Here is a 20,869-nt window from a genome sequence, read left to right on the forward strand (position 1 = left end):
AGATGAAGATAAAGAAAAAGATGAAGATGACACTTTACATTTCGTAAAGTTTTATTTTTAAAGTAAACTTTACATTTTGACAAGTTTTATAGGAGGTGTTTACTTTTGGTAAAGAATGAAGAGTTATCAGCTCGTAAAGCAAGAAATGAATACATGAAGTTGTGGAGAGCTGAAAACAAGGAAAAGGTTAAAGCGGCAAATCAACGATACTGGGCTAAAAAATCCAAAAGAATGAAGGTTTCTGAAAAGGAGGGGTAAGGGATGGAAGAAAGCACATTATCGCATTTAATGATTCTGGTTTTATTCATTGTACTTGCTGTATTTATTCGTTTAATGGATTGGATAGATAGAAGGTATATAAAGGAGGAAGGAAGATGAATTCTAAACTTTTCTACGGTATGTATGGGGCACTTTACTTAATCATCATGTTTCTAGTATTCGAAAATGCAAAAAGCTTTATACAAGCAGCAATTGTAATGATTCTTGTAATGTTTATTGCAGAAGTTGATCATCGTTATGGGTACTACAAAGGAAATAAAAAATCTAAATAACTAATAATGAAGGGAAGGTCAAAGACAATGACACCTGAAGAGTTGTTCGAAGAGAAAGAACATCTTGTGCTTACAGCTATTAAAGAAGGATTTGGTAGTTATCTTACAGCATCTCAAGTTGCTGAGAATAATAACATGGAATTTGATGATTTAGTTCAAGTTGGAAAAATAAAACTTTGGGAATTGTGTTTGAAACATAATCCACAAAAAATTGGCGGGTTTAATACTTATGCAGTAATGACTATTAAATGGGAAATAATCAACGAAGTACACAAAAAAGGAAGGTTAATTAAAGTTAGCAAAGAGTGTAAACCTGAAGAAAGAAATAAAATGCAATTTCATTCAATTGATCTTTATCAAGATGGAGAATACGAAAATGGTTTTTTCGCGGTCGATCCAGTCAATGTAGAAGAAGTAGTTATGAATACAGTCCAATGCGAAGAATTATTAAGCGGGTTGAACTTAGAAGAAAGACTTATATTAGTAAAAAAATCTCATGGATTTACAGATGAAGAAATTGCAAAAGAAATTGGAAAAGATAGATTTACTATCAATAGGAAGAAAAGAAAGGCCTATAAAAAAATCAATCCTGATTATAAGCGAGTTATAAAAGGTGAGGTTAGAAAAAAGAAAAACCACCTGCTCCAACAGGTGATCTAGATAAAATCAATTTTCAAGATGATTATAGCACAACTCATGTAAAGGAGTGAACTGCTAATGAACATTAAAGAAGTAAGTAAAGCTGTACAAGCTATCAGATTAGCAGGTAATGAAGATGGCATTATCAGTATTCGTGGTAATGAAGTTCATCTTAATAATGAAACATTTGAATCAGCATTAGCTGAACACAGAATGAAACCAATTATAGCGAATCGTGATTCTGAAGAACTTCCGCATGAAGTAGCTTTTATACATGACAACATAGTCTATTACTCTCTCTATACTCTAGAAAGAATGGAAGAAAAAATTGGAGGGATTCCAAATAGTAGAAAACTCAATGGTAGTCGGGAATCGTCATGATTCAGTAATAAGCAATGTTATGTGCGATTGCAAAAGTTGTGGCAAGGAAATATACATTGGTGAAGAGTACCGGGATATTGATGGAGATTACATACACGATGAAACAGATTGCATCAAACAATATGTAGAAGCTCATTCCATAAAGAAAGTGGCAGGTGAGTAAATGAACGCTGCTATTGAAGAATTAGAAAAGTCATTAAGTGTGGAAAAAGGAAATTTAAACGATTGTAAACGCAAATTAGAGCGTGTAATAGAAAGAAAGCCGATTCTTGAACAAAACATTCAAGACATTGAAAGTAAAATTAAGGACTTTGAAGCTACAATTTTTGTTCTAAAGAAAATGGCAGAGGGGTAAATATTATGTTTCCTGCAAGGCTTAGAGAGATAAGAAGAAATAAAGACCTTACTCAACAAGAATTAGCAGAAATGATTAATAAAGATAGATGTACGATTTCAAATTATGAAATCGGAGATTCTAGACCTACCATTTATGTATTATGCGATTTAGCAACTGCTTTAGGTGTATCAACAGATTATTTATTAGGAAGAGTGGAGGTGAATTAATTGGAAATTACAAATGCTTCTAGCATTACAACGGATAACTCAACGTATTTGATTTATGGTAATCCAGGAATGCGTAAGACATCCACGGCAAATTATTTAGAAGGTAAGACACTTTACATTCCAATCGACAAAACACAAGCTCCATTATCAGGCAATGCGGATATTGATATTGTTAAATTTGATACCTATGATGCTTGGACGAACTGGAATGCACTCATGAAAGATTTATCCACAACTGATTTGTCACAATACGATACGATCTTTTTCGATAACATTTCAGAGTTAACTAGATCCATGCTTGCTAACTTAGGTCGCGAGGGGAATAACAATCGTGTTCCTTCACAAGCGAATTACCAACAAATTGATTTTTTCATAATCGATAGTGTTCGTTTTATACAAACGTTAGGAAAACGTGTTGTATTTACAGCATGGGAAACCACTGATAAATGGGAATTACCTAGTGGACAAGCTGTCAATCGTGCTTATCCTGATATTCGAATGAAAATTCTAAACAACTTTATGGGTCTATGCCAGGTAGTTGCTAAGTCATTCATTAATGAAGAAACAAAAAATTATGGGTTTATTCTAGATCCTTCGCCTTACATCTTTGCAAAGAACCAACTTGATAAACGTAAGGCTTGCGCTCATGAAGATATTTTTAAAATTGGTTATGTACCAGAAAAACAAGGGGGAAATAAATAATGTCATTCTTTAAATTTGATGAAACTAACGTAAATACAGGTTTTGAATTAGTAGCTGAAGGTAAATATGAAGCGGTAATTGTAAATGCCGAAGCGGGTAAAACACAAGCTGGTAAAGATAAATTATCGGTAGATTTTGAGATTCGTAGTGATGTACCACAAAATCACCAAGGGGCAAAAATTCTTTATAACACATTTACATTCGAACATGAGGTTTCAGTAAAAATTGTCAATTCATTATTAAAAGCATGCGGATTTGGTAATAATCATGCCTTTAATTCTCCTGAGGATATGGGTAAACAACTTATTAATAAGAATCTACAAATCACAGTAAAACATGAAGAGTATGACAAGGTTGTGGATGGTCAAAAACAAAAACGTACTGCTGCTAAGGCAAAATACTATGATGTATCGGATGTAAGTCCGGTAACAAGCGGTCCTACAGTCAAAATTGGAGACGATTTACCGTTCTAAATAACTAAATAGAGAGGTTGGTTTTGACCGACTTCTCTTTTTTATACCCTAAAAGGCAAATCGGAGGGCGAAATGAAAAAGAATCCATACAATTTTAATGAAATTCCTGCCGAGTTAAAGGCCCTTCCTCAGTGGATATTGTGGAAGTTTGAAACACGAAATGGCAAGCAAACCAAAGTTCCATGTCAGGTCACTGGTGAAATGGCTCAAGCAAATAACAGACGTACTTGGTCAACATTTGCAACAGCGGTCAAGTTCTACTTGGAAGGCGACTATGACGGAATAGGTTTCGTGTTTAGTAGGCAGGACAACTATATAGGAATAGATATTGATAAGTGTGTTGTGGACGGAAAAACAAATACTTTTGCAACAGAAATTATCGATACATTAGACAGTTACACAGAGTTTTCTCCATCAGAGAAAGGTATCCACATCATCATCAAAGGTAGTCTTCCACAATCAGTATTAGGTACTGGAAGGAAAAATACAAAACACGGTTTAGAAATTTACAGTTATGGTCGATTCTTCACTTTCACTGGCAATCGTGAAAATTCTAATGATGTCTATGATCGTACGGATGAACTAGCAGAAGTGTTTGAACAGTATTTTGATGATAGCGACATTCAAGGACGCGTCAACTTAGCGGAATTTGAAAAAGACGAAATCAAAATTTCAAACGAATCTCTTTGGGAGAAAATGTTCCGTAGTAAAAATGGTGATGAAATACGCTCACTGTACAACGGCAACTTAATAAATGATGACCATTCAGCGAGTGACCTAGCTTTATGTAATTACCTTGCATTTTGGACAGGTAAGTCAGCAATTAGAATGGATGCAATGTTTCGTGAAAGTAGCTTAATTCGTGATAAATGGGATGTTATTCATTTTAGCGATACAAACGAAACATACGGTGAAAGAACAATAGGAGTAGCCATTTCCTCCACATCTACAACAATCTTGGATAACAAACAGCAATTCGAAGAATTTTCATTTGATTTTATACATGAGGATGTAGCTGAAGTTGTGGAGGACAAGCCTAAAAAGAAATTCCGTTTAACAGAACTAGGTAATGCTGAACGTATCGCATATGAATATGGACATGTAATCAAATTTGTTAATGATATCGGTTGGTTCATATGGGACGGAAAACGTTGGAAGATAGACAACAAAAAAGAAATCGAAAGAATTACAGCAAAGGTACTCCGCAGTCTCAATAAATCTGAAGATGAATCAGAAATGAAATGGGCGCGGATGTGTGAACGAAGAAACGTCCGAATGAATAGCATTAAGGACCTTATGCCACTTGTTCCAGGAGAGCGCCAAGAATTTGATACACATAAATACTTATTAAATGTTGAAAATGGCATTGTCGATTTAAAAACAGGCAAGCTGCAGCAACATGATCGAGAACTTGGATTAACTAAAATCACGAATATCGCGTTTGATGAAAATGCAAAGTGTCCCGAATGGCTTAATTTCTTAGATCAAATTTTCCAAGGTGATAAAGAACTAGCTGAATACATGCAGCGGTTAATTGGTTATTCCCTTACTGGTGAGATTACAGAGCAAATCATGGTTTTCCTAATCGGTGGAGGTTCAAATGGTAAGTCCACATTCATCAATATCATTAAGGATATTATGGGTGATTACGGCAAACAAGCTAAGTCAGATACTTTCATCAAGAAAAAAGAAACTGGAGCTAATAACGATATTGCTAGATTAGTTGGATCTCGTTTTGTATCAGCCATCGAAAGTGAAGATGGAGAACAACTATCAGAAGCATTTGTAAAACAAATAACAGGCGGTGAGCCAGTATTAGCACGTTTCCTTAGACAAGAATTTTTTGAGTTCATACCAGAATTTAAGGTGTTCTTCACAACAAACCATAAGCCAGTAATTAAAGGTGTAGATGAAGGGATTTGGAGACGTATTCGCTTGATTCCGTTCAACCTACAGTTACCAAAAGAAAAACGTGATAAGAAATTACCTGAAAAACTAAGTCTTGAAATGCCAGGCATTCTAAACTGGGCGATTGAAGGTTGTCTGAAGTGGCAGCAGTCGGGATTAAACGATCCAGCAATCGTTATGAAAGCAACAGGCGATTATAAAGAAGAAATGGATATACTCGGACCGTTCATGTTCGAATGTTGTTTCAAAAGGGAAGATGTTCAAGTCGAAGCAAAAGACTTATATGAAGTTTATGCAAATTGGTGTTTTAAAAATGGTGAACATCAATTGAAAAATAGAGCGTTTTATCGAATTTTAGAATCTCAAGGATTCAAACGAGAACGCGGCAACCGAAATAAGTATTTCATCAAGGGTGTTACTTTAGCAGACCGAAAAAATACTTTTAAGCAGTCAGAGTTACTGAAAAACGATGAAAATAGCGAAAGTGTTACTAAAAGTAACACATTTAAAATCTCTTAAAACCCTTATGTACCAAGGGTTCAAGGTACTTTTTATACTCTTTTTGTTACTTTTGTTATTAAAAATATATATAAACAAAAAAATAATATATATATAAGTACTTATTAGGAGCGTTTATACCCAAAATGGGTAACAAAAATAACAAAAGTGGTTCAATCCCTTGTGGCTCTAAGGCTGAAGCGTGTTACTTTTTAGTAACACATGGCGATTTTAGGCGTTTTTCAGTAACAATTTAGTAGTTTCTGATAACAGAGGTGATAGATTTGAAAGTCTTAGAAATTATAAGTGCAATTTGGAAATCAGGCGCAAATATCTATCTCGATCCGAAGGATGGACGAATCGGAATAAAGAGGCAGGAATTAATCACTGAGAAAGTTATGCAAGCTGCAGAAAAGAATTTCACTGGAATCGATGATTGGTTTAAGTCCTGGAAGGGTGCAAATAACGAAAAAGTTACCATCTTAAAGATCTTCTATCAGTTCTGTGGATGGCAGCATAACGAAAAGTTAAATGAATGGTTGCTTGCTGATCAAAGTTCATTACTAATGTTTTATGAATGGACAATCATTCTCAGTAAGAACGGATGGACAGACATGTATGAAGATTATCGACCATTTGAAAATGATGAATCAAACGCAATGGCAAGAAAGATATATGAACGTGCGGTTTTATATGCAAGGAAGGGAGCATGAAGATGAGAGAGATTAAGTTTAGAGCATGGATCGGAGAAAGCTGGGTTTATAGCGAATGTGTATCAAAAGATAATGACGTTTGGCGGATACTAAACCATGAAGATGACAATTGGTGGGCGTGTTTAGAACCGCAACAATTTACGGGTTTAAAAGACAAGAACGGTAAAGAGATTTATGACGGGGATATCCTTGAATGTACATCGGAACTGTTAACAAATTTCGGGAAAACTAAAACAGGAAGATATGAAACGACATATAAACAAGTAATTTGGCTAACTGATTCGTGGGGATATAGAGTGCTAAAAAGTAAATATATAGTTGAAGGCGCTGAAAGGAAAGGTTTAGAAGTAGCGATAAAGTTTGGTGTTGTTTGTGGGAATATCTACGAAAACCCAGAGTTGCTGGGGGCATCTAAATGATTCGTTTCCATTACACAGATAAAGAAATAAGTAGCATTCTTGAAACGCTAACAATCGTAATTGATACTCGTGAAAACAAAAATGACCATATTCGTGATTACTTACATCAAAAAGATGTACCAATAAAAAATCAAAAATTAGATCATGGAGATTACTCTTGCATGATTCCAAAAAATGAAGAGTTGGGAATCCATCGTGATATTTACTTAGATTGCTTCGTAGAAAGGAAAAATGGTGTTGATGAAATTACAGGGAATCTACAGAAGAATACACAACATGCGTTTATCAATGAACTTATTAGGGCGCAAGGTAGTAGGTTTGTATTATTTGTGGAAGAACCTGATTTTGATGAAAAAATCGCAAAGGGTTTGTATCGCAGCGGATACGATCCGAAAGCTTTAAAAGGTCGATTGGAAAGTCTTAAAGCAAAATATAACTTTGAAATAGTACCAATGAGCAAAAATATGATTGGTCACAATATTTATCACAGGTTTTATTACCAGGCAAAACATTACCTAAAAACAGGGATTTTCTAAGCAAGGAGAAGCAATGGACAGGAAACAAATTTACATCGATGTCCTAATACATAAGGGAATTTACAAAGAAGAAAAAACAGGACGTCAGCTTTATGAAATGGATGAAAAAGAGTTATGGAAACTATTAAAGGGAGAGAAACAAAATGGCAACTAAGATCATTATGTTCACAAAAAATAATTGTGGAGACTGCAAAAGAGCGAAATTCATGTTGGCACATTGTCCGGTTGATGTAGAAATTGAAGAAATTAACGTTGAATTAAAAGAAAATGAACATCACATAAAGCAACAAGGGTTAATGACATTACCAGCTTTCTTGATGGAAGACGGAAATATCATACATGGATTCCACGAAGGGAAGATCATGAATGCATTAGGGCTGTAAGGAGGGATTGAATGAAGAAAGAAACCATCGTACAAGTCAAAAGCGAGATTATATCTAATCAAGAAGAAATAAATAAGTATGAATATCATCTAGTAATGATGGATGTTGAAAGAGAAAAGACAAAGAAAAAGATAGAAGAATTAAAAGAGCGTAGAGAAACATTATTAAATTGCCTATAAGGAGCGGGACGGAATGAATTTTAAAGAATATCAAACAGCAGTTACAAGAACATTTGCGGCAGGAAGAACATACGAGCAGAATGCTACAAACTATGCTATGGGATTATGTGGAGAAGCAGGAGAAGTTACGGACCATATCAAGAAGGCGGTATATCACGGCCATAATTTAAATGAAGACGAAGTAGAAAAGGAATTAGGCGATGTACTTTGGTACCTGGCAGCATTAGCAGAAACGCACCATCTTGATTTAAATGAGATCGCAGAGAAGAACATTCATAAGTTAATGAAGCGATTTCCAAACGGATTTAGTGAAGAAGATAGTAAGAAACGTGTAGACGTGAAGTAAGACCAAATTTGCACAGAAACGTGGGGATGAGATGAATGAAGTCAAAGTGCCAATAGATGAATGCCCGCATTGTGGCTCTAGTGAAGGATATTATACGAAAGTACAAATATCTGGTTCATCTATATGGAGACACAATTTTGATGGGAGTGAACGTGAGAACGGAGATTTTCATGATTCTCTAAATTATAAGGACAGTAAATTTGCATATTGTATTGATTGCGATAAAAGAATTTTTAAAACGGCTCATTTATAACCAAATTTGAATTTTGTATAAAACGGAGGTAGAAAAAATGAAAAATGATCTTTACGTAAATTCCTCAGTAGGTAGACTTCAGCCGAATGTGAAGAAAAACATAATTATTAAACATGAAGATGGTAATCCCACTTTAACTATAGAAGCGACAGATGATAACAAGTTACTTCTGAATAATAAAAGAGTTGAAAGTATGCAGGATATTGAAAAGTCTTTAGCGTTAATTGTAAAAGCAATGTGTGGAATTTTTTAATAAAAGCGTTATTTTGGAGAAAAGGAGAATGGAAGATGAGATTTTATGCGATTGCTTATCAATTGGATGAAGATGTCTTTTACGACTTTAATAAACGAGAAGATACATTCGAAATTAGTGAAAATTGTTTTTTACCTACAAGAGAAATGGCTGAAGAGTACATTGAAAACGAACTATCAGTAGATTATGAAGTAGCTGAAATTGAACTGAAGACATTAGAAGAGAACGGTTCATGTTCTTATGTAGTAAATTCTTAACATCTTAACAAAACACTTCATTTTAATAGAAAGCGAGGTGGTGATATGAGTCTTACTTTTATAGACTTATTTGCCAGGCATAGGCGGGTTCAGAATGGGTATGGAGCAGGCAGGTCATAAGTGCCTGGGATATGTAGAAATAGACAAGTTTGCTAGAAAATCATACGAAGCAATTCATAATACAAAAGGAGAGTGGATGGCACATGACATTACAACTGTCACAAACGACGATTTACGATTACTTAGAGGACAAGTCGATGTTATCTGTGGTGGATTCCCTTGCCAAGCCTTCAGTATTGCTGGAAAGCGATTGGGATTCGCAGAAACTAGAGGAACTTTGTTCTTTGAAATTGCTAGATTCGCCAAAGAAATCCAACCACAATATCTATTCCTTGAAAACGTCAAAGGCTTACTCAATCACGACGGAGGGAACACATTTAGAACAATCCTCTCCACGCTTGATGAATTGGGGTATGATGCGGAATGGCAAGTACTTAACAGCAAAGATTTGGGAGTCCCACAAAACCGTGAGAGGGTGTTCATTATCGGACATCTTAGAGGAAGAAGTAGACGAGAAGTATTTCCTATCCGAGAAAATAGTGGGAAAACTAATATTAAAATAGCGGCAGATCTTAACCACTATTCACAAGAAGCTTTAAATAGAATTTATGGAACGGAAGGACTTTCCCCTACTCTAGATACAATGCAAGGTGGTGGAAGACAACCTAAAGTTTTATTAGAACCATTCCCGCTTACTGAGGAAGGTAATGCATACTGTTTAACTACACGAACACATGCATGTTACTTGCCAAGAAATGTCGCACGTAAAGAAACTACATTAGTTAAAGTTCGTGAAGCTACTAAGAAAGGTTATGCTGAAGCTCAAATTGGTGACAGTATTAACTGTTCTGTACCAGGAAGTGAAACAAGACGAGGGCGTGTTGGTAAAGGGATTGCCCAAACATTGGATACGGCCTGTAACCAAGCGACAATTGAAAACAAACCACCTTATCGTATTAGACGACTTACGCCAAGAGAATGCTGGAGACTACAAGGTTTTCCTGATTGGGCGTTTGATCGGGCGAGAGAAGTAAATTCTGACTTGCAATTGTATAAGCAAGCTGGAAATTCTGTCACAGTTAATGTGATTCATGCAATTGCTGAGAAATTAGTATAAAAATTTCATTTTGTAGTAAAACGAGGTAATTCACATGAGATTTTATAAAGATGATTTGGTAATGGTTATTCATCCTGATTATCCAGAATTACAGGGATTAGGAATAGTAACAAAAGGATCTGAAGAAATAAAATTGGTTTGGATTTACTTATACGTAGATAATACCGAACGGTTTGTTCATATCGAATTTTTAAGACATGCTACTGAAGATGAAATAAGAGCAGCTAGCAAAAGCTAACTGCTCATCTCCAAGGGGGAACAAGGAGAAAGTAACTTAATGGGTTGTCTACAGTATTGACGGAATATTGAGTTTTATTCAGGGGAGGAAGAAAAAATGGCTACATTAAGGTTAAAAGTTATTAATGATAGATTGGTAATCGATTTGAATAAAATGACAGATGATTATATGGAGTCTTACGGATACGATGGAATGCCTAGTAAATACGATACAGGCGAGTTAGCGTGTGAAGAACAGATTGGTTATGTAAGTATTCCAGAAGGTCAATTAAATAAGATTATGGCAGAGTACGAGAACGGTGGAGAATGTGGATGGTGTGGTGAAATTAGAAAAGAATTACGCGGACCGCATCTATTGGACTTTGTACCAGGTGAAAAGATGTGCCGTAATTGTTGGGAAATGGATCGTAAGAATTACTTAGGGGCAGTCGGGGAAGATATTGGACCGTTTGATAAGGAGAGTGAAAAAGATGCATGCATCAACTGATTTTTTACTAGCGCTATCTACAAAACTACAAGAAATCGCGGATAATACAGCAGATATGGAAACAGAATCAGAGTTAAATGAGCTTATCGATAAAATCAATGAAAGTATCTAAAACTCAACAAAATAATCCTTTGAATAGAAAGTGAGGTTAGGATAATGGAATCGGATTTAAAGGTTTGTTGTTATAACAGTTGTAATAAAGATGCTACAACAGAAGGTTTCATTTATGGAAGATATAAAAACAGTGGCAATCCAAAGGATAAATTCATCGAAGTTGTGGCTTGTGATGAACATGCGAAGGAAAATGACTTTTATCCAAAGGAGAATGACAGCAAAAGTTAATTTTCATTTCTTGCGAAAAAACGGCTCTATATAATAAGGAAATTAAACGTTTAAATTAATTTCTAATGCAATAGGTCTTGGGTAATATAAAACGTCTAAAAACGTGTAATAACACTGTATAAAACGATTCATCGGTTTGAGGTGAAAATACAAGGGGGAAAAACGATGAAAAAACTTAAAAAACGAAAAATGAAGAAGGCAATTGCTCGTAGAGGTAAATTAATCGAAAAAGATCGTGTTAATAATGCTTGGAGAAACATTTTCGTACAAGCTGGCATCCTAAAATAAGTGAGGTGGCATACACAATGTTAGAATGGTTAAAAGATTATAGAAGCCTAGAAGATAGAATTTGTTATCTAGAAAACAATTTATTACGAAGTAAAAGAGAATTAAAACGTTGGGTGTATGGTGACCTTCAAGGTGTTCGTTTAACTGAAGAGTCAGAAGGGGCTAAATTAGAGGATCGTATTGCTGCCATTGAATATGAATTGGCTCATACAATGAACGATATGCATGAGTTAAGGGTAATGATTAATAAGTTTGAAGGATTGGACAATAAAATCATTCAAAAGAAATACATCGATGGGATGACATTAGAACAAATTGCATATGATTTGGATTACAGTCCATATTACATTAAACGTAAACACGCTGAAATAAGAAAGGTGTTAAAGTTTGTGGATGGATTATAAAAGGTTACTTTTTAGTAGGTAACCTTTAAGTAAGGTACTTTGTGGGTAACGAAACCCTTGTAAAAATGAGTTATAGTAATAACATAAAGAATTAACGAAAGGGCAACTGAACGAAACGGTTGCTCTTTTGTTTTTGCGTGGATATTAAAATATCACGTACCGGACTATATTTATAAATGATATGTATAGACAATAATGTATACATTTTGTGTTAGGTAATTAAAAATGGATATAAGTATCTATCTTTCTGTAAGAAGGTTTCATTCTTCTCTATTTACCTATACTTACATTTTTACTAATTTATTATCATATCGATATTGATTTAAAGTGAATTAATAAAACTATAGCATCCATTTGGGTGCTTTTTATTTTGGAGGAGGATGATCGTAAATGAAGCCATACAAAGGTACCATCGAATCATTAGAAGTATTATTAGATGTCATGAAGTCTTTAGATATGTTAGGCAAAGAGTATGTGATTAAGAAGAAAGTAGTACGAAGAAAAACAAATCTTACTAAAACGGAATTTATCTATAACACATGGGAAATAGAAGAAACAGATGTAACACCAGGACAACCGGAAATTTTAGAAGTAGAAGAATGATGATGGAATGAATAAACCCTTACACAATGTAATTGGTGTACATGAAGCTGCATCTATTCTTAATGTATCAGCTGGTTATGTGAAGAACCTTTGTGCTCAAGAAAAGATTGTAGCAAAGAAGATCGGTAAGACGTGGGTAATTGATAAGTCGAGATTAAAAGAGAGGTGAGGATGATTCATGAAACCTCTAACGATACAAGAGATTAATAAACTATATGAGCAAGATAATATTATTAAATTTTATAAGCATCCTTATTGGAGGAAGAACATTAGAATCAAGGCATTAGAAAGAGACAACAACGAATGCCAGGAGTGTAAGCGTAAAGGTAAGTATAGCAAAGGTAGGAACGTCCATCATATCAAGGAGTTACGTGACAGACCAGACTTAGCGTACATATTAAGCAACCTAGAAACGCTATGCATTCAATGCCATAACAAAGAACATAACAAAGAAAAGAACATAGTGAAGAAGCGCTGCACGATAGTAGATGAAGAGAGGTGGTAAGTGTGGACAGCCTAACGATACAAAGTAATACGTATGAATTAAATATCATAAGACAAATAGAACGCAAGAAGCCAACTGATAGAACGTTTGCTGATGTAGACTTATACAAGCGATTTGGAAATGATATCTACACAACATACAAACAGATAAGACACATATGTAATCCAAGAGCATGTGAGAAGACTACACTTGAAACTGTAAAGAAAAGTCTACGTGAACATTGGTTAGAACATTATCTAAACATGTCATTAACAGAAGCTCACATTGTTATTGAATATGCTGAGCTATTCTTTGGTTTAGCTATTAAATGATTAACTTACTTATAAACATTCTTCTTGTTCTTTTAATGATTTGCAATTTTAGCCTCATTGTTATTGATGAGTCAAATCGAAAGTTAGAGAAAGAAATAATTTAAGATAAATTTCCTGAGACACCCCCCGGGTAAAAAATAGAAACAATTTTGCTGGGGGACCGAACAACGCAGGGGGGAGATTTGTCTTTTTATTTTTTGCTTTTCGCGCGCGGAACAGAGAAAAAATGCATGTTATCTCGATGTCTAAATTAATAAATGAAAGTGTGGTGATACCGTGACAATCAAAAAAAAGAACTATGAATTGGCTTTTGAAGACTATAAAAATGGCATGTCATACGCTGATATTGCTACAAAATATGGCGTTGCTGAAACTACTGTCCGAGATACCTGGCGTAAGCGACATTGGAAAGAAACATTAAAAGAACATACTAACTTACGAGATAAGATTCGTGACGATTTACTAGGTCAAATGAGGTCAAACGGTGTCATTCACGGACATTTTCTTGATTTAGTTGAGGATTACATGGCAATGTGGGATATCAAAAACAATTTGATTGCTGATATTGAAGAACGCGGTGTATCTGTACTAGGTGCAAATGGATTTATGAAGAAAAACGATAGCATTAACGAGTTGAATAAGACTAATACGCAAATGCTAAAGATTCTTAATGAACTTGGACTTAAAACGGTAAGTGAAGAGGTGGACGACGATGATGCAGAAGTCTAATCTTCCTTATAAATACCATCCTTTTATTAGTGAGTATATGGAGTCTGTGGAAAGTGGGGCTATTCGTTCCTGTAATGAACAGAAACAATTAATGGCTTTAGTTCGAAAAACTTTGGATGATCCAAATGTTTATGTTGATGTACAAGCAATTGAAGATAGTGTTAATATTCCGGCTAAGTATTACTCGTTCAAATTGTTCTCTTGGCAACGTTTTGTTAATGCTTGTGTATTCGGCGTTAGATACAAAGACAGCAATCGTCTAGTGTGGAACCAAATATTAATATTAATGGGTCGTGGCGGCGGTAAAAACGGATATGCTGGATATTTAAACTTTTATATGTTATCTAAACAATTCGGTATTGATCGTTATCATATTGAATGGGTCGCAACATCAGAAGAACAAGCGAAGACTACATTTAATGACGTAAAAGATGTAATAGAAAACCCTAAAAATAAAGTTTTAAAGAAATCATTCAATGCTACAAAGGTGCTCATCCAACATAAAACAAATAAATCACATATGAATTTCAACACTTCTAACGCAAGAACAAAAGACGGTCGTCGTCCTGGCGCTATTTTCTTTGATGAAATTCACGAATATGAAGATTATAAGTCAATTAAAGTATTCCGTTCGGCTTTAGGTAAAGTGAAAGACGGCAGAACATTTTATTTAACTACTGACGGTTATGTTCGTGGTGGCGTTTTAGACGACTATAAAGAAAAAGCACGTATGATCCTAAGCGGAGAAGTTGAAAAAAGCAAGATTTTCCCCTTCATTTGTAAATTAGATACAGAAGAAGAGGTTGAAGATATCGCTAACTGGGAAAAAGCTAATCCTTCTCTTAGAGATAATACGGAGCTATTCGAAACGATGAAAGAAGAATGGGCCGATTGTCAGACGAACATTCCGATGCATGTTGAGTTTATGACAAAAAGAATGAATATTCCTAAGCAGTTATTTCAACATAAAATCGCTACCTATGAAGATATTCTTGCAACAGATCAACCTTTACCTGATGATTTACACAAATATGAATGTATTGGTGGTGTGGATTACGCAGAATTACGCGACTTCTGCAGCGTCGGTTTGCTATTTAAACGACAAGGGAAGAGTTATTGGATTCACCACACTTTCATATGGCACCAGGCGTTGAAAATGCAGGATATTAATCAAGATATTATCGATATCGGTTTAGAAAAAGGACTCTTCACGATTGTATACGATAAAGAAATCGAGCCAAAACGAGTTATCAATTGGTTTTTAGAAAAAGCGAAAACATACAACATTAAACGTATCGCGATTGATAAATTCCGTTCTGTATTATTGAAACCTTTATTAGAAGAAGCTGGTTTTAACGAAAGAGTTGAAGTAGTGCGACGCGGTCCGTATATCCACGCGATGTTAGACCCGTTAATCCAACATTTATTCATCAATCACAATATTGTTTTTCACGATGACCCTGTTATGCGTTGGTATTGTGGGAATATTTATGTGGATGAATTAGGTAATGGCTCAAAAGAATATAAAAAAATCGACCCTGTCAAAAGAAAAACTGACGGGTTTTTCGCATTCACACACGCCCTCAATTTCGACGGTGATCTCGAAGACTATGCAGTCGATTTAAACGATATGCAAGTATGGTCATTCTAAGAAAGGGGGTGAAAAAATGGGTATTCGTAATCTTTTTAATTTTGTTTTAGGTACAAGTGATAATGGGACGATTCCAGAGGTTGATTGCAGTGTAATGACACTGAAAGCTGAAATCGCTTATAAAAAATTGTATGTCAACGCTGCGATTGATTTAATTGCTCGTAGTTTAGTGGCTTGTGACTTTGAATCTTATCGAATCGGTAAGTTAAAGAGAAGTTTGAACTACTATCAATTAAATGTAGCGCCAAATAAGAACGAAAATGCTCATGAATTTTGGTGTAAGGTTGTTCATCAGTTAATTTACGAAAATGAAGCGTTAATTTTACCTATAGGAGAAGAACTGTGGGTAGCCGAATCGTTTCATCGTGAAACTACTAATGGTTTTAATGAGTATGTTTACAAAAGCATCTCAATTAACAATCATCTTTTAACGAAAGATTTTAAAGAACAAGACGTTCTACACTTGAAGCTTTCTAAAGAGTCGATAAACAGTGTTATTGATAGTCTTTATAACTCGTATGGGTTATTGCTTGCGAAAGCATTGTCTGACTATCGTGGAAACGGAAGAAAAAGATATCTATTCAAGGGACGATTCATGAATTCCTTAACAGATAAAGATGGTAAAGCTGCTCAAGAACTGTTTGAAGAAAAAATGAAAGATTATATGGACCCTGAGAAGTTAGCATCAGTTCTTTTCCTTCCTGACAACGTAATAATGGAAGATCAAAGTAAAGATCCTCGCAATCTAGATACTAGAGACATTAAAAATCTTGCTAAAGATATGCTAGATTTCGTGGCTTCTGCTTTCCACATTCCACCATCATTATTAAGTGGAATACCGGACCCAGGCTCGAAAGAACAACAAGGTGACCTTGACAATTTCATACTTTTCGCGGTTCGTCCTATCGGTGAAATGATTGTAAATGAATACAACAAAAAAATGTTTACAAGAGACGAATATTTGAATAAAACATACGTCAAATTTAGCATGGATAACTTCAAATTGTTCGATCTTACTAAGTTTGCTAATTCGGTGGACAAGTTATTTGCAGTCGGTGGCATGAGTATAAACGATGTATTAGAACGATTAGGAAAAGAACAAATAGAAGAAGATTGGGCTAACGAACGTTATGTCACTAAGAACTATGAGAGAGCAAGAATAAGCGGAACTATGGAAGGGGGTGAAAATGATGGAAATGGAAAAGATTCAACCGAAGTTCCTAATGATGGAGAATCAGGAGAACAGTAAAAAAGTAGTCGCTTATATGCATGGGACTGTTGGCGCTGGTTGGTGGGGCGATATTAACGCTAAAAAGACTCGCGAAATGTTCGACAACATTGATGCTGACGAAATTGAACTACACATTCATTCTGGTGGCGGTGATGCATTTGAAGGTATCGCGATTTGTAACTACCTAAGAAGCCATAAGGCTACAGTTACTGCTTATGTGGATGGATTAGCTGCTTCTGCTGCTTCTTTAATCGCAATGGGAGCTGACAAAATTATCATGCCATCTAATACAACAATGATGGTTCATAGGGCTTCAACTTATGCGTACGGTAATGCTGATTCGTTAGAAAAGCAAGCAAAAATGTTACGCGATGTTGACGATGCATTGATTCAATCTTATAGAAACCGTTTTAACGGTGAATTCCACGAATTAGAAGCATTGTTAGACAACGAAACGTACATGACTGCTGAAACAGCTAAATCTTATGGTTTCTGTGATGAAATTGTAGATTCAATAGAAAGTGCGGACAGCGAAGAACCAGTTATTGAAGAACATGAAGAAGAAGCACCTATCGAAAACGAAGGTGACAAACGTATTCAAAATGCTGAAAAATCAGCAAATTTTATGGCTTCATTATTAAAATCTATCAAACTATAGGAGGTACTTTACAATGGGTAAAGACTTAGAATCTAAAATTGCAAATCGTCAACAATTAAGCGAGGTATTAGCGTCTGGTACGCCGGAACAAGTAGATAATGCATTAATTCAATTCGCTGAAGGTATTCAAAAAGAAATTTTACAACAAGCATCTGTTCAATCTAGTGATCAAGCTATTTTAGCTTCACGCGGTGGACGTGCTTTAACTAGTCAAGAAACTAAATATTATAATCAAGTGATTGCAGGCGCTTCATTCGCTGGTACTGAAGCATTAGTACCGCCAACTGTAATCGAGCGTGTATTTGAAGAATTAACACAAAATCATGAGTTGTTAAACGAAATCAACTTTGTTAACGTAGGCGCTTTAACTGAATGGATTCTTAAAAAGGGTGACGTTCAAACGGCGTTCTGGGGCAAATTATGCGCTGCTCATAAAGAACTTTTAGACGAAGGTTTTGAAACGATTGATGTTAACCAATACAAACTATCCGCTTTCATGCCTGTATGTAAATCAATGTTGGATCTTGGCCCAGTTTGGTTAGATCGTTATGTTCGTACTGTATTAGTAGAATCATTAAAAATCGCTCTAGAATTAGCAATCGTTAATGGTACTGGTAAAGATCAACCTATAGGAATGTTAAAAGACTTACTGACAGTTGCAAACGGCGTTCACGCCGATAAAGCTGTATCAGGAGAATTAAAAAACTTATCTCCATTCACTCTAGGTAACAAAATCATGGCGCCTCTTACTAAAGATGGAAAACGTAATCCGGAAAACGTATTACTGATTGTAAACCCTTTTGATTATTGGGCTAAAATTTACGGTTACACTACTCGACCAAATGCAGACGGAACTTATTCATATAATGTATTACCAATTCCAGGGAAGATTATTAAATCACATGCGGTACCAAAAGGTAAATTAATTGCTGGTATGGCGAAAGATTACTTCTTAGGACTAGGTGGGGCTCAACGTTTAGATGTTTATGACCAAACTCGCGCTATCGAAGATGAAGATTTATATATCGCTAAGATGTACGCAAATGGCCGCGCTGAAGAAAATGAATCATTCTTAGTATTCGATATTACAACAATGGTTGAACCTACACCAGCGCCAGCAGTAGCGGCAGGAGAGTAAAAAAGGGGTGAACCTTTATGAGTGAAATTGAATCAGGGGCGGCGTTAGTGTCGCCTTTTGATTTGTTTGATGATGTGAAAGAAGCACTAGGGATTACGTGGGTTGAAGAAGACAATCACATCGTAAAGTTAATAGGTAGTTCTGTTTACTATATTAATGATTTAGTAGGCGCTGAATTAGACCTAACAGTCAATTTAACCGCACGAGAGTTAGTGATAAACCGCATTCGATACGAATATAACAACGCTTTAGATCAATTTGAAGATAACTTTGAAAAACCACTTTCAAGGTTAATTCTACATGTAGCTCTTAAAGAGAGGGAAGTGTAATGGCAATCGAACGGCATAGAAAGACTTATAATGACGGGTTTGTAAGTGTCATGGAGAAGAAAACTATTCGAAATGCCACTAAGAAAGTAATTGGATATGAAAATGTCGAGATTATCAAACTTAGATTTGCAGAACTTTCGTGTCGTGAGATTGATATACAGCTAGTGAATAGTGTGGGGAAACAGTTAGATATGAAGATTGAAACGTTGTATGCTCCTATATTCAAGAGAAAAGATGTGGACAACCTAACTCTCAAATTGCGTGGCGTTTCTTATAGCATCATTAAAGCTGATCGTTTTAAAAATGGTATGTATTTATATTTACAAAAGGTTGGTGGTCTTGATGACACTGAATGAACTTATTGAAAAGTACAATCTTAAATTGGTTGAGCACTTAGAATCATTCTTCAGTGGCGCTCAAGTTTACCAGGACATTGTACAAGAAGATGAAGCTAATCTATCCACAATTAATCATGTGGTGTTTGAAACTGGCGGATTCGAAAGGACAGGCGCTACAAATTACAACCAAGAAGTTACTGTTTATTTCTTCTCGGAAAATAGAGAAGACTTGGACACTCTACAATTGGAATTCATGGGCAGCCTTTCTAAAACTGGCCACACTTGCAATAAATCGCTCAAAGACAGAATGAAAAAGAAAGATACTGAATTCTTTGTGGATGTACTCACATTTGAATTAACGAGGAATATCAAACTTGTCTGCTAAGTTTAGCGTTGATTCGGCGCAATTTGAAGCGTATCAAAGAAATATTGAGCGATTACCAAACGTTGCAGAGAAGATCATTAATGAAGAGTTAAAAAAGAAGATTTCACCAATTATGCAAAAGTCTATCCTGGGATTAATCCCTATTTCAGATAGAAAGAAACCACATGCCAAACTATCTAAGTCTATTCAAGGAACTTTAAAAGAAAACCTAACTTTAACCTTAAAACCTAAAGTCAAATACGCTTACCTGGTGTTTCCTGATTTGGGTGTCGGTAAAAGTAAGGGGAACAAGCCTGAAGATTTCATGTTACATGGTGTGGATAGAGAAACAAATAAATCTGTCGAAGAGCTTAATAAAGCCTTGATAGAAGAAATTAATAAGACATTAGGAGGAAATTAAATGCCTACAACTACTATTGACACATTTGATGCCGTCGAGATTAAGAACGCAAGTATACTTTTTAAAGGTGAATCAGTAACAAGCCCTTTCGGATGTATTGGTAAATTAGATGCAGAAACAGAAATCAAATCAATCGCAAAAATTTGCGGCGGTGTAACTAAAAAGAAAAAATCTAAACCAACACAAGTAACGGTTAAAATTTCGGGTCATATGGAATTAAAAGTTGCTCGTGACATTTTTGGGCTTAAAAATGATGGTTTGATTGATAATGTTTACTCTTATGGGATTGATAGTGTGGGTAAAGATTTCGCGTTTGTTGCTGAAGAATACGATACGTTTGAAGAAAACAACCGTTTAATTGCGTTCCCTGCATGTTCTGCTGCTACTGGATTTGTGAAGAGTATTGAAAATGGAGCGGATGAATTAGCTGAATTCGAATTAGAAATTACAGCTTTACCAGATGCTTACGGGGAATTCTATTACGAAGGTATTAACTTACCAGCGGACATTCAAACGAAATGGTTAACTAAGTTTGATCCTGCCGAACTACAAAAAACGGTTACTCCATAATAAAAAAATATAAAAATACTTAGGGCGCTCT

40 protein-coding genes and 1 pseudogene are annotated in these 20,869 nt (G+C 35.4%); all 41 read left to right on the plus strand.

Annotated features, from left to right (window positions below; all coding sequences use genetic code 11):
* Positions 1–105 precede the first annotated feature (105 nt).
* The 41 genes and pseudogenes from OXT04_RS28080 (at position 106) to OXT04_RS28280 (ending at position 20,838) form a co-directional block, all read left to right on the plus strand.
* Complete coding sequence (locus tag OXT04_RS28080; protein WP_267418774.1) at positions 106–258, plus strand: hypothetical protein; 153 nt, start codon at positions 106–108, stop codon at positions 256–258.
* 116 nt (positions 259–374) lie between these two features.
* Positions 375–551: a hypothetical protein gene (locus OXT04_RS28085; protein ID WP_267418776.1), complete on the plus strand. Its 177-nt coding sequence runs from the start codon at positions 375–377 to the stop codon at positions 549–551.
* Positions 552–578: 27 nt separating this feature from the next.
* The gene (locus OXT04_RS28090; protein ID WP_267418778.1) at positions 579–1,211 is read left to right on the plus strand and encodes a sigma-70 family RNA polymerase sigma factor; all 633 of its coding nucleotides are present in this window, start codon (positions 579–581) and stop codon (positions 1,209–1,211) included.
* 57 nt (positions 1,212–1,268) lie between these two features.
* The gene (locus OXT04_RS28095; RefSeq protein ID WP_267418780.1) at positions 1,269–1,571 is read left to right on the plus strand and encodes a hypothetical protein; all 303 of its coding nucleotides are present in this window, start codon (positions 1,269–1,271) and stop codon (positions 1,569–1,571) included.
* On the plus strand, positions 1,549–1,734 hold the full coding sequence (locus tag OXT04_RS28100) for a hypothetical protein (RefSeq protein ID WP_276591308.1): 186 nt from the start codon (positions 1,549–1,551) through the stop codon (positions 1,732–1,734). The genes OXT04_RS28095 and OXT04_RS28100 overlap by 23 nt, the downstream gene beginning before the upstream one ends.
* Positions 1,735–1,926 carry a hypothetical protein gene (locus tag OXT04_RS28105; protein ID WP_098854645.1) on the plus strand — a complete coding sequence of 64 codons (192 nt, stop codon included), beginning with the start codon at positions 1,735–1,737 and terminating at the stop codon, positions 1,924–1,926.
* 5 nt (positions 1,927–1,931) lie between these two features.
* Entirely contained in the window at positions 1,932–2,135 is a 204-nt protein-coding gene (locus OXT04_RS28110; RefSeq protein ID WP_267418783.1) for a helix-turn-helix domain-containing protein, read from the plus strand.
* Positions 2,136–2,837, plus strand: coding sequence for an AAA family ATPase (locus tag OXT04_RS28115; protein ID WP_267418784.1), 702 nt, complete (start codon positions 2,136–2,138; stop codon positions 2,835–2,837).
* Positions 2,837–3,310, plus strand: a complete 474-nt coding sequence (locus tag OXT04_RS28120) for a DUF669 domain-containing protein (RefSeq protein ID WP_267418785.1) — start codon at positions 2,837–2,839, stop codon at positions 3,308–3,310. Before OXT04_RS28115 ends, OXT04_RS28120 begins: the two co-directional genes overlap by 1 nt.
* A 72-nt stretch (positions 3,311–3,382) precedes the next feature.
* Entirely contained in the window at positions 3,383–5,737 is a 2,355-nt protein-coding gene (locus tag OXT04_RS28125; protein WP_267418787.1) for a phage/plasmid primase, P4 family, read from the plus strand.
* A 263-nt stretch (positions 5,738–6,000) separates the two neighbouring features.
* Positions 6,001–6,429 carry a hypothetical protein gene (locus OXT04_RS28130; RefSeq protein WP_267418789.1) on the plus strand — a complete coding sequence of 143 codons (429 nt, stop codon included), beginning with the start codon at positions 6,001–6,003 and terminating at the stop codon, positions 6,427–6,429.
* Between the two features lie 2 nt (positions 6,430–6,431).
* A complete protein-coding gene (locus tag OXT04_RS28135) occupies positions 6,432–6,848 on the plus strand; it encodes a YopX family protein (protein ID WP_267418791.1) in 417 nt (138 codons plus the stop codon).
* On the plus strand, positions 6,845–7,384 hold the full coding sequence (locus OXT04_RS28140) for an ERCC4 domain-containing protein (protein ID WP_267418793.1): 540 nt from the start codon (positions 6,845–6,847) through the stop codon (positions 7,382–7,384). Before OXT04_RS28135 ends, OXT04_RS28140 begins: the two co-directional genes overlap by 4 nt.
* 13 nt (positions 7,385–7,397) lie before the next feature.
* Positions 7,398–7,538: a Fur-regulated basic protein FbpA gene (gene fbpA / locus OXT04_RS28145; RefSeq protein WP_267418796.1), complete on the plus strand. Its 141-nt coding sequence runs from the start codon at positions 7,398–7,400 to the stop codon at positions 7,536–7,538.
* Positions 7,528–7,767 carry a glutaredoxin family protein gene (locus OXT04_RS28150; RefSeq protein ID WP_267418798.1) on the plus strand — a complete coding sequence of 80 codons (240 nt, stop codon included), beginning with the start codon at positions 7,528–7,530 and terminating at the stop codon, positions 7,765–7,767. The genes fbpA and OXT04_RS28150 overlap by 11 nt, the downstream gene beginning before the upstream one ends.
* An 11-nt stretch (positions 7,768–7,778) precedes the next feature.
* Complete coding sequence (locus OXT04_RS28155) at positions 7,779–7,946, plus strand: hypothetical protein (RefSeq protein WP_179862671.1); 168 nt, start codon at positions 7,779–7,781, stop codon at positions 7,944–7,946.
* 13 nt (positions 7,947–7,959) lie between these two features.
* The gene (locus OXT04_RS28160) at positions 7,960–8,292 is read left to right on the plus strand and encodes a nucleoside triphosphate pyrophosphohydrolase family protein (protein WP_098909138.1); all 333 of its coding nucleotides are present in this window, start codon (positions 7,960–7,962) and stop codon (positions 8,290–8,292) included.
* Positions 8,293–8,323: 31 nt separating this feature from the next.
* Positions 8,324–8,545 carry a hypothetical protein gene (locus tag OXT04_RS28165; RefSeq protein ID WP_267418809.1) on the plus strand — a complete coding sequence of 74 codons (222 nt, stop codon included), beginning with the start codon at positions 8,324–8,326 and terminating at the stop codon, positions 8,543–8,545.
* Between the two features lie 37 nt (positions 8,546–8,582).
* Positions 8,583–8,798: a hypothetical protein gene (locus tag OXT04_RS28170; protein ID WP_267418811.1), complete on the plus strand. Its 216-nt coding sequence runs from the start codon at positions 8,583–8,585 to the stop codon at positions 8,796–8,798.
* Positions 8,799–8,833: 35 nt separating this feature from the next.
* Positions 8,834–9,055: a hypothetical protein gene (locus tag OXT04_RS28175; RefSeq protein ID WP_267418813.1), complete on the plus strand. Its 222-nt coding sequence runs from the start codon at positions 8,834–8,836 to the stop codon at positions 9,053–9,055.
* 45 nt (positions 9,056–9,100) lie between these two features.
* Positions 9,101–10,232 (plus strand): annotated as a pseudogene (dcm, locus tag OXT04_RS28180) (DNA (cytosine-5-)-methyltransferase).
* Positions 10,233–10,266: 34 nt separating this feature from the next.
* Positions 10,267–10,470 (plus strand): hypothetical protein, encoded by a 204-nt coding sequence (locus OXT04_RS28185; protein ID WP_267418815.1) that lies wholly within the window; start codon positions 10,267–10,269, stop codon positions 10,468–10,470.
* A gap of 96 nt (positions 10,471–10,566) precedes the next feature.
* Entirely contained in the window at positions 10,567–10,956 is a 390-nt protein-coding gene (locus tag OXT04_RS28190; RefSeq protein ID WP_267418817.1) for a hypothetical protein, read from the plus strand.
* Entirely contained in the window at positions 10,940–11,068 is a 129-nt protein-coding gene (locus OXT04_RS28195; RefSeq protein WP_265328834.1) for a hypothetical protein, read from the plus strand. The genes OXT04_RS28190 and OXT04_RS28195 overlap by 17 nt, the downstream gene beginning before the upstream one ends.
* A gap of 44 nt (positions 11,069–11,112) precedes the next feature.
* The gene (locus OXT04_RS28200) at positions 11,113–11,298 is read left to right on the plus strand and encodes a hypothetical protein (RefSeq protein WP_267418821.1); all 186 of its coding nucleotides are present in this window, start codon (positions 11,113–11,115) and stop codon (positions 11,296–11,298) included.
* A gap of 165 nt (positions 11,299–11,463) precedes the next feature.
* On the plus strand, positions 11,464–11,586 hold the full coding sequence (locus OXT04_RS28205) for a DUF3983 domain-containing protein (protein WP_267418823.1): 123 nt from the start codon (positions 11,464–11,466) through the stop codon (positions 11,584–11,586).
* Positions 11,587–11,603: 17 nt separating this feature from the next.
* On the plus strand, positions 11,604–11,990 hold the full coding sequence (locus OXT04_RS28210) for a DUF1492 domain-containing protein (protein ID WP_267418825.1): 387 nt from the start codon (positions 11,604–11,606) through the stop codon (positions 11,988–11,990).
* Between the two features lie 390 nt (positions 11,991–12,380).
* A complete protein-coding gene (locus tag OXT04_RS28215) occupies positions 12,381–12,593 on the plus strand; it encodes a hypothetical protein (RefSeq protein ID WP_267418827.1) in 213 nt (70 codons plus the stop codon).
* 7 nt (positions 12,594–12,600) lie between these two features.
* On the plus strand, positions 12,601–12,762 hold the full coding sequence (locus OXT04_RS28220; RefSeq protein ID WP_267418829.1) for a helix-turn-helix domain-containing protein: 162 nt from the start codon (positions 12,601–12,603) through the stop codon (positions 12,760–12,762).
* A 9-nt stretch (positions 12,763–12,771) separates the two neighbouring features.
* Positions 12,772–13,098 carry an HNH endonuclease signature motif containing protein gene (locus tag OXT04_RS28225; protein WP_267418831.1) on the plus strand — a complete coding sequence of 109 codons (327 nt, stop codon included), beginning with the start codon at positions 12,772–12,774 and terminating at the stop codon, positions 13,096–13,098.
* Between the two features lie 2 nt (positions 13,099–13,100).
* Positions 13,101–13,409, plus strand: a complete 309-nt coding sequence (locus OXT04_RS28230) for a hypothetical protein (protein ID WP_098509247.1) — start codon at positions 13,101–13,103, stop codon at positions 13,407–13,409.
* A gap of 330 nt (positions 13,410–13,739) precedes the next feature.
* Positions 13,740–14,138, plus strand: a complete 399-nt coding sequence (locus OXT04_RS28235; protein ID WP_276591309.1) for a P27 family phage terminase small subunit — start codon at positions 13,740–13,742, stop codon at positions 14,136–14,138.
* Positions 14,122–15,789: a terminase TerL endonuclease subunit gene (locus OXT04_RS28240; RefSeq protein WP_267418841.1), complete on the plus strand. Its 1,668-nt coding sequence runs from the start codon at positions 14,122–14,124 to the stop codon at positions 15,787–15,789. Before OXT04_RS28235 ends, OXT04_RS28240 begins: the two co-directional genes overlap by 17 nt.
* A gap of 16 nt (positions 15,790–15,805) precedes the next feature.
* Positions 15,806–17,038, plus strand: a complete 1,233-nt coding sequence (locus OXT04_RS28245; RefSeq protein ID WP_267418842.1) for a phage portal protein — start codon at positions 15,806–15,808, stop codon at positions 17,036–17,038.
* A complete protein-coding gene (locus tag OXT04_RS28250) occupies positions 16,980–17,678 on the plus strand; it encodes a head maturation protease, ClpP-related (RefSeq protein WP_267418843.1) in 699 nt (232 codons plus the stop codon). Before OXT04_RS28245 ends, OXT04_RS28250 begins: the two co-directional genes overlap by 59 nt.
* Before the next feature lie 13 nt (positions 17,679–17,691).
* Positions 17,692–18,816 (plus strand): phage major capsid protein, encoded by a 1,125-nt coding sequence (locus OXT04_RS28255; RefSeq protein ID WP_267418845.1) that lies wholly within the window; start codon positions 17,692–17,694, stop codon positions 18,814–18,816.
* A gap of 17 nt (positions 18,817–18,833) precedes the next feature.
* Positions 18,834–19,145: a hypothetical protein gene (locus OXT04_RS28260; RefSeq protein ID WP_267418847.1), complete on the plus strand. Its 312-nt coding sequence runs from the start codon at positions 18,834–18,836 to the stop codon at positions 19,143–19,145.
* Positions 19,145–19,501 carry a phage head-tail adapter protein gene (locus tag OXT04_RS28265; protein ID WP_267418848.1) on the plus strand — a complete coding sequence of 119 codons (357 nt, stop codon included), beginning with the start codon at positions 19,145–19,147 and terminating at the stop codon, positions 19,499–19,501. Before OXT04_RS28260 ends, OXT04_RS28265 begins: the two co-directional genes overlap by 1 nt.
* Complete coding sequence (locus OXT04_RS28270) at positions 19,488–19,868, plus strand: hypothetical protein (RefSeq protein WP_267418849.1); 381 nt, start codon at positions 19,488–19,490, stop codon at positions 19,866–19,868. The genes OXT04_RS28265 and OXT04_RS28270 overlap by 14 nt, the downstream gene beginning before the upstream one ends.
* Positions 19,858–20,268 (plus strand): hypothetical protein, encoded by a 411-nt coding sequence (locus OXT04_RS28275; protein ID WP_267418850.1) that lies wholly within the window; start codon positions 19,858–19,860, stop codon positions 20,266–20,268. Before OXT04_RS28270 ends, OXT04_RS28275 begins: the two co-directional genes overlap by 11 nt.
* On the plus strand, positions 20,269–20,838 hold the full coding sequence (locus OXT04_RS28280) for a phage tail protein (protein WP_267418851.1): 570 nt from the start codon (positions 20,269–20,271) through the stop codon (positions 20,836–20,838).
* Positions 20,839–20,869 lie beyond the last annotated feature (31 nt).

This window comes from Bacillus sp. GC_Bacil_1 (assembly GCF_026540675.1).
Lineage (GTDB): Bacteria > Bacillota > Bacilli > Bacillales > Bacillaceae_G > Bacillus_A > Bacillus_A cereus.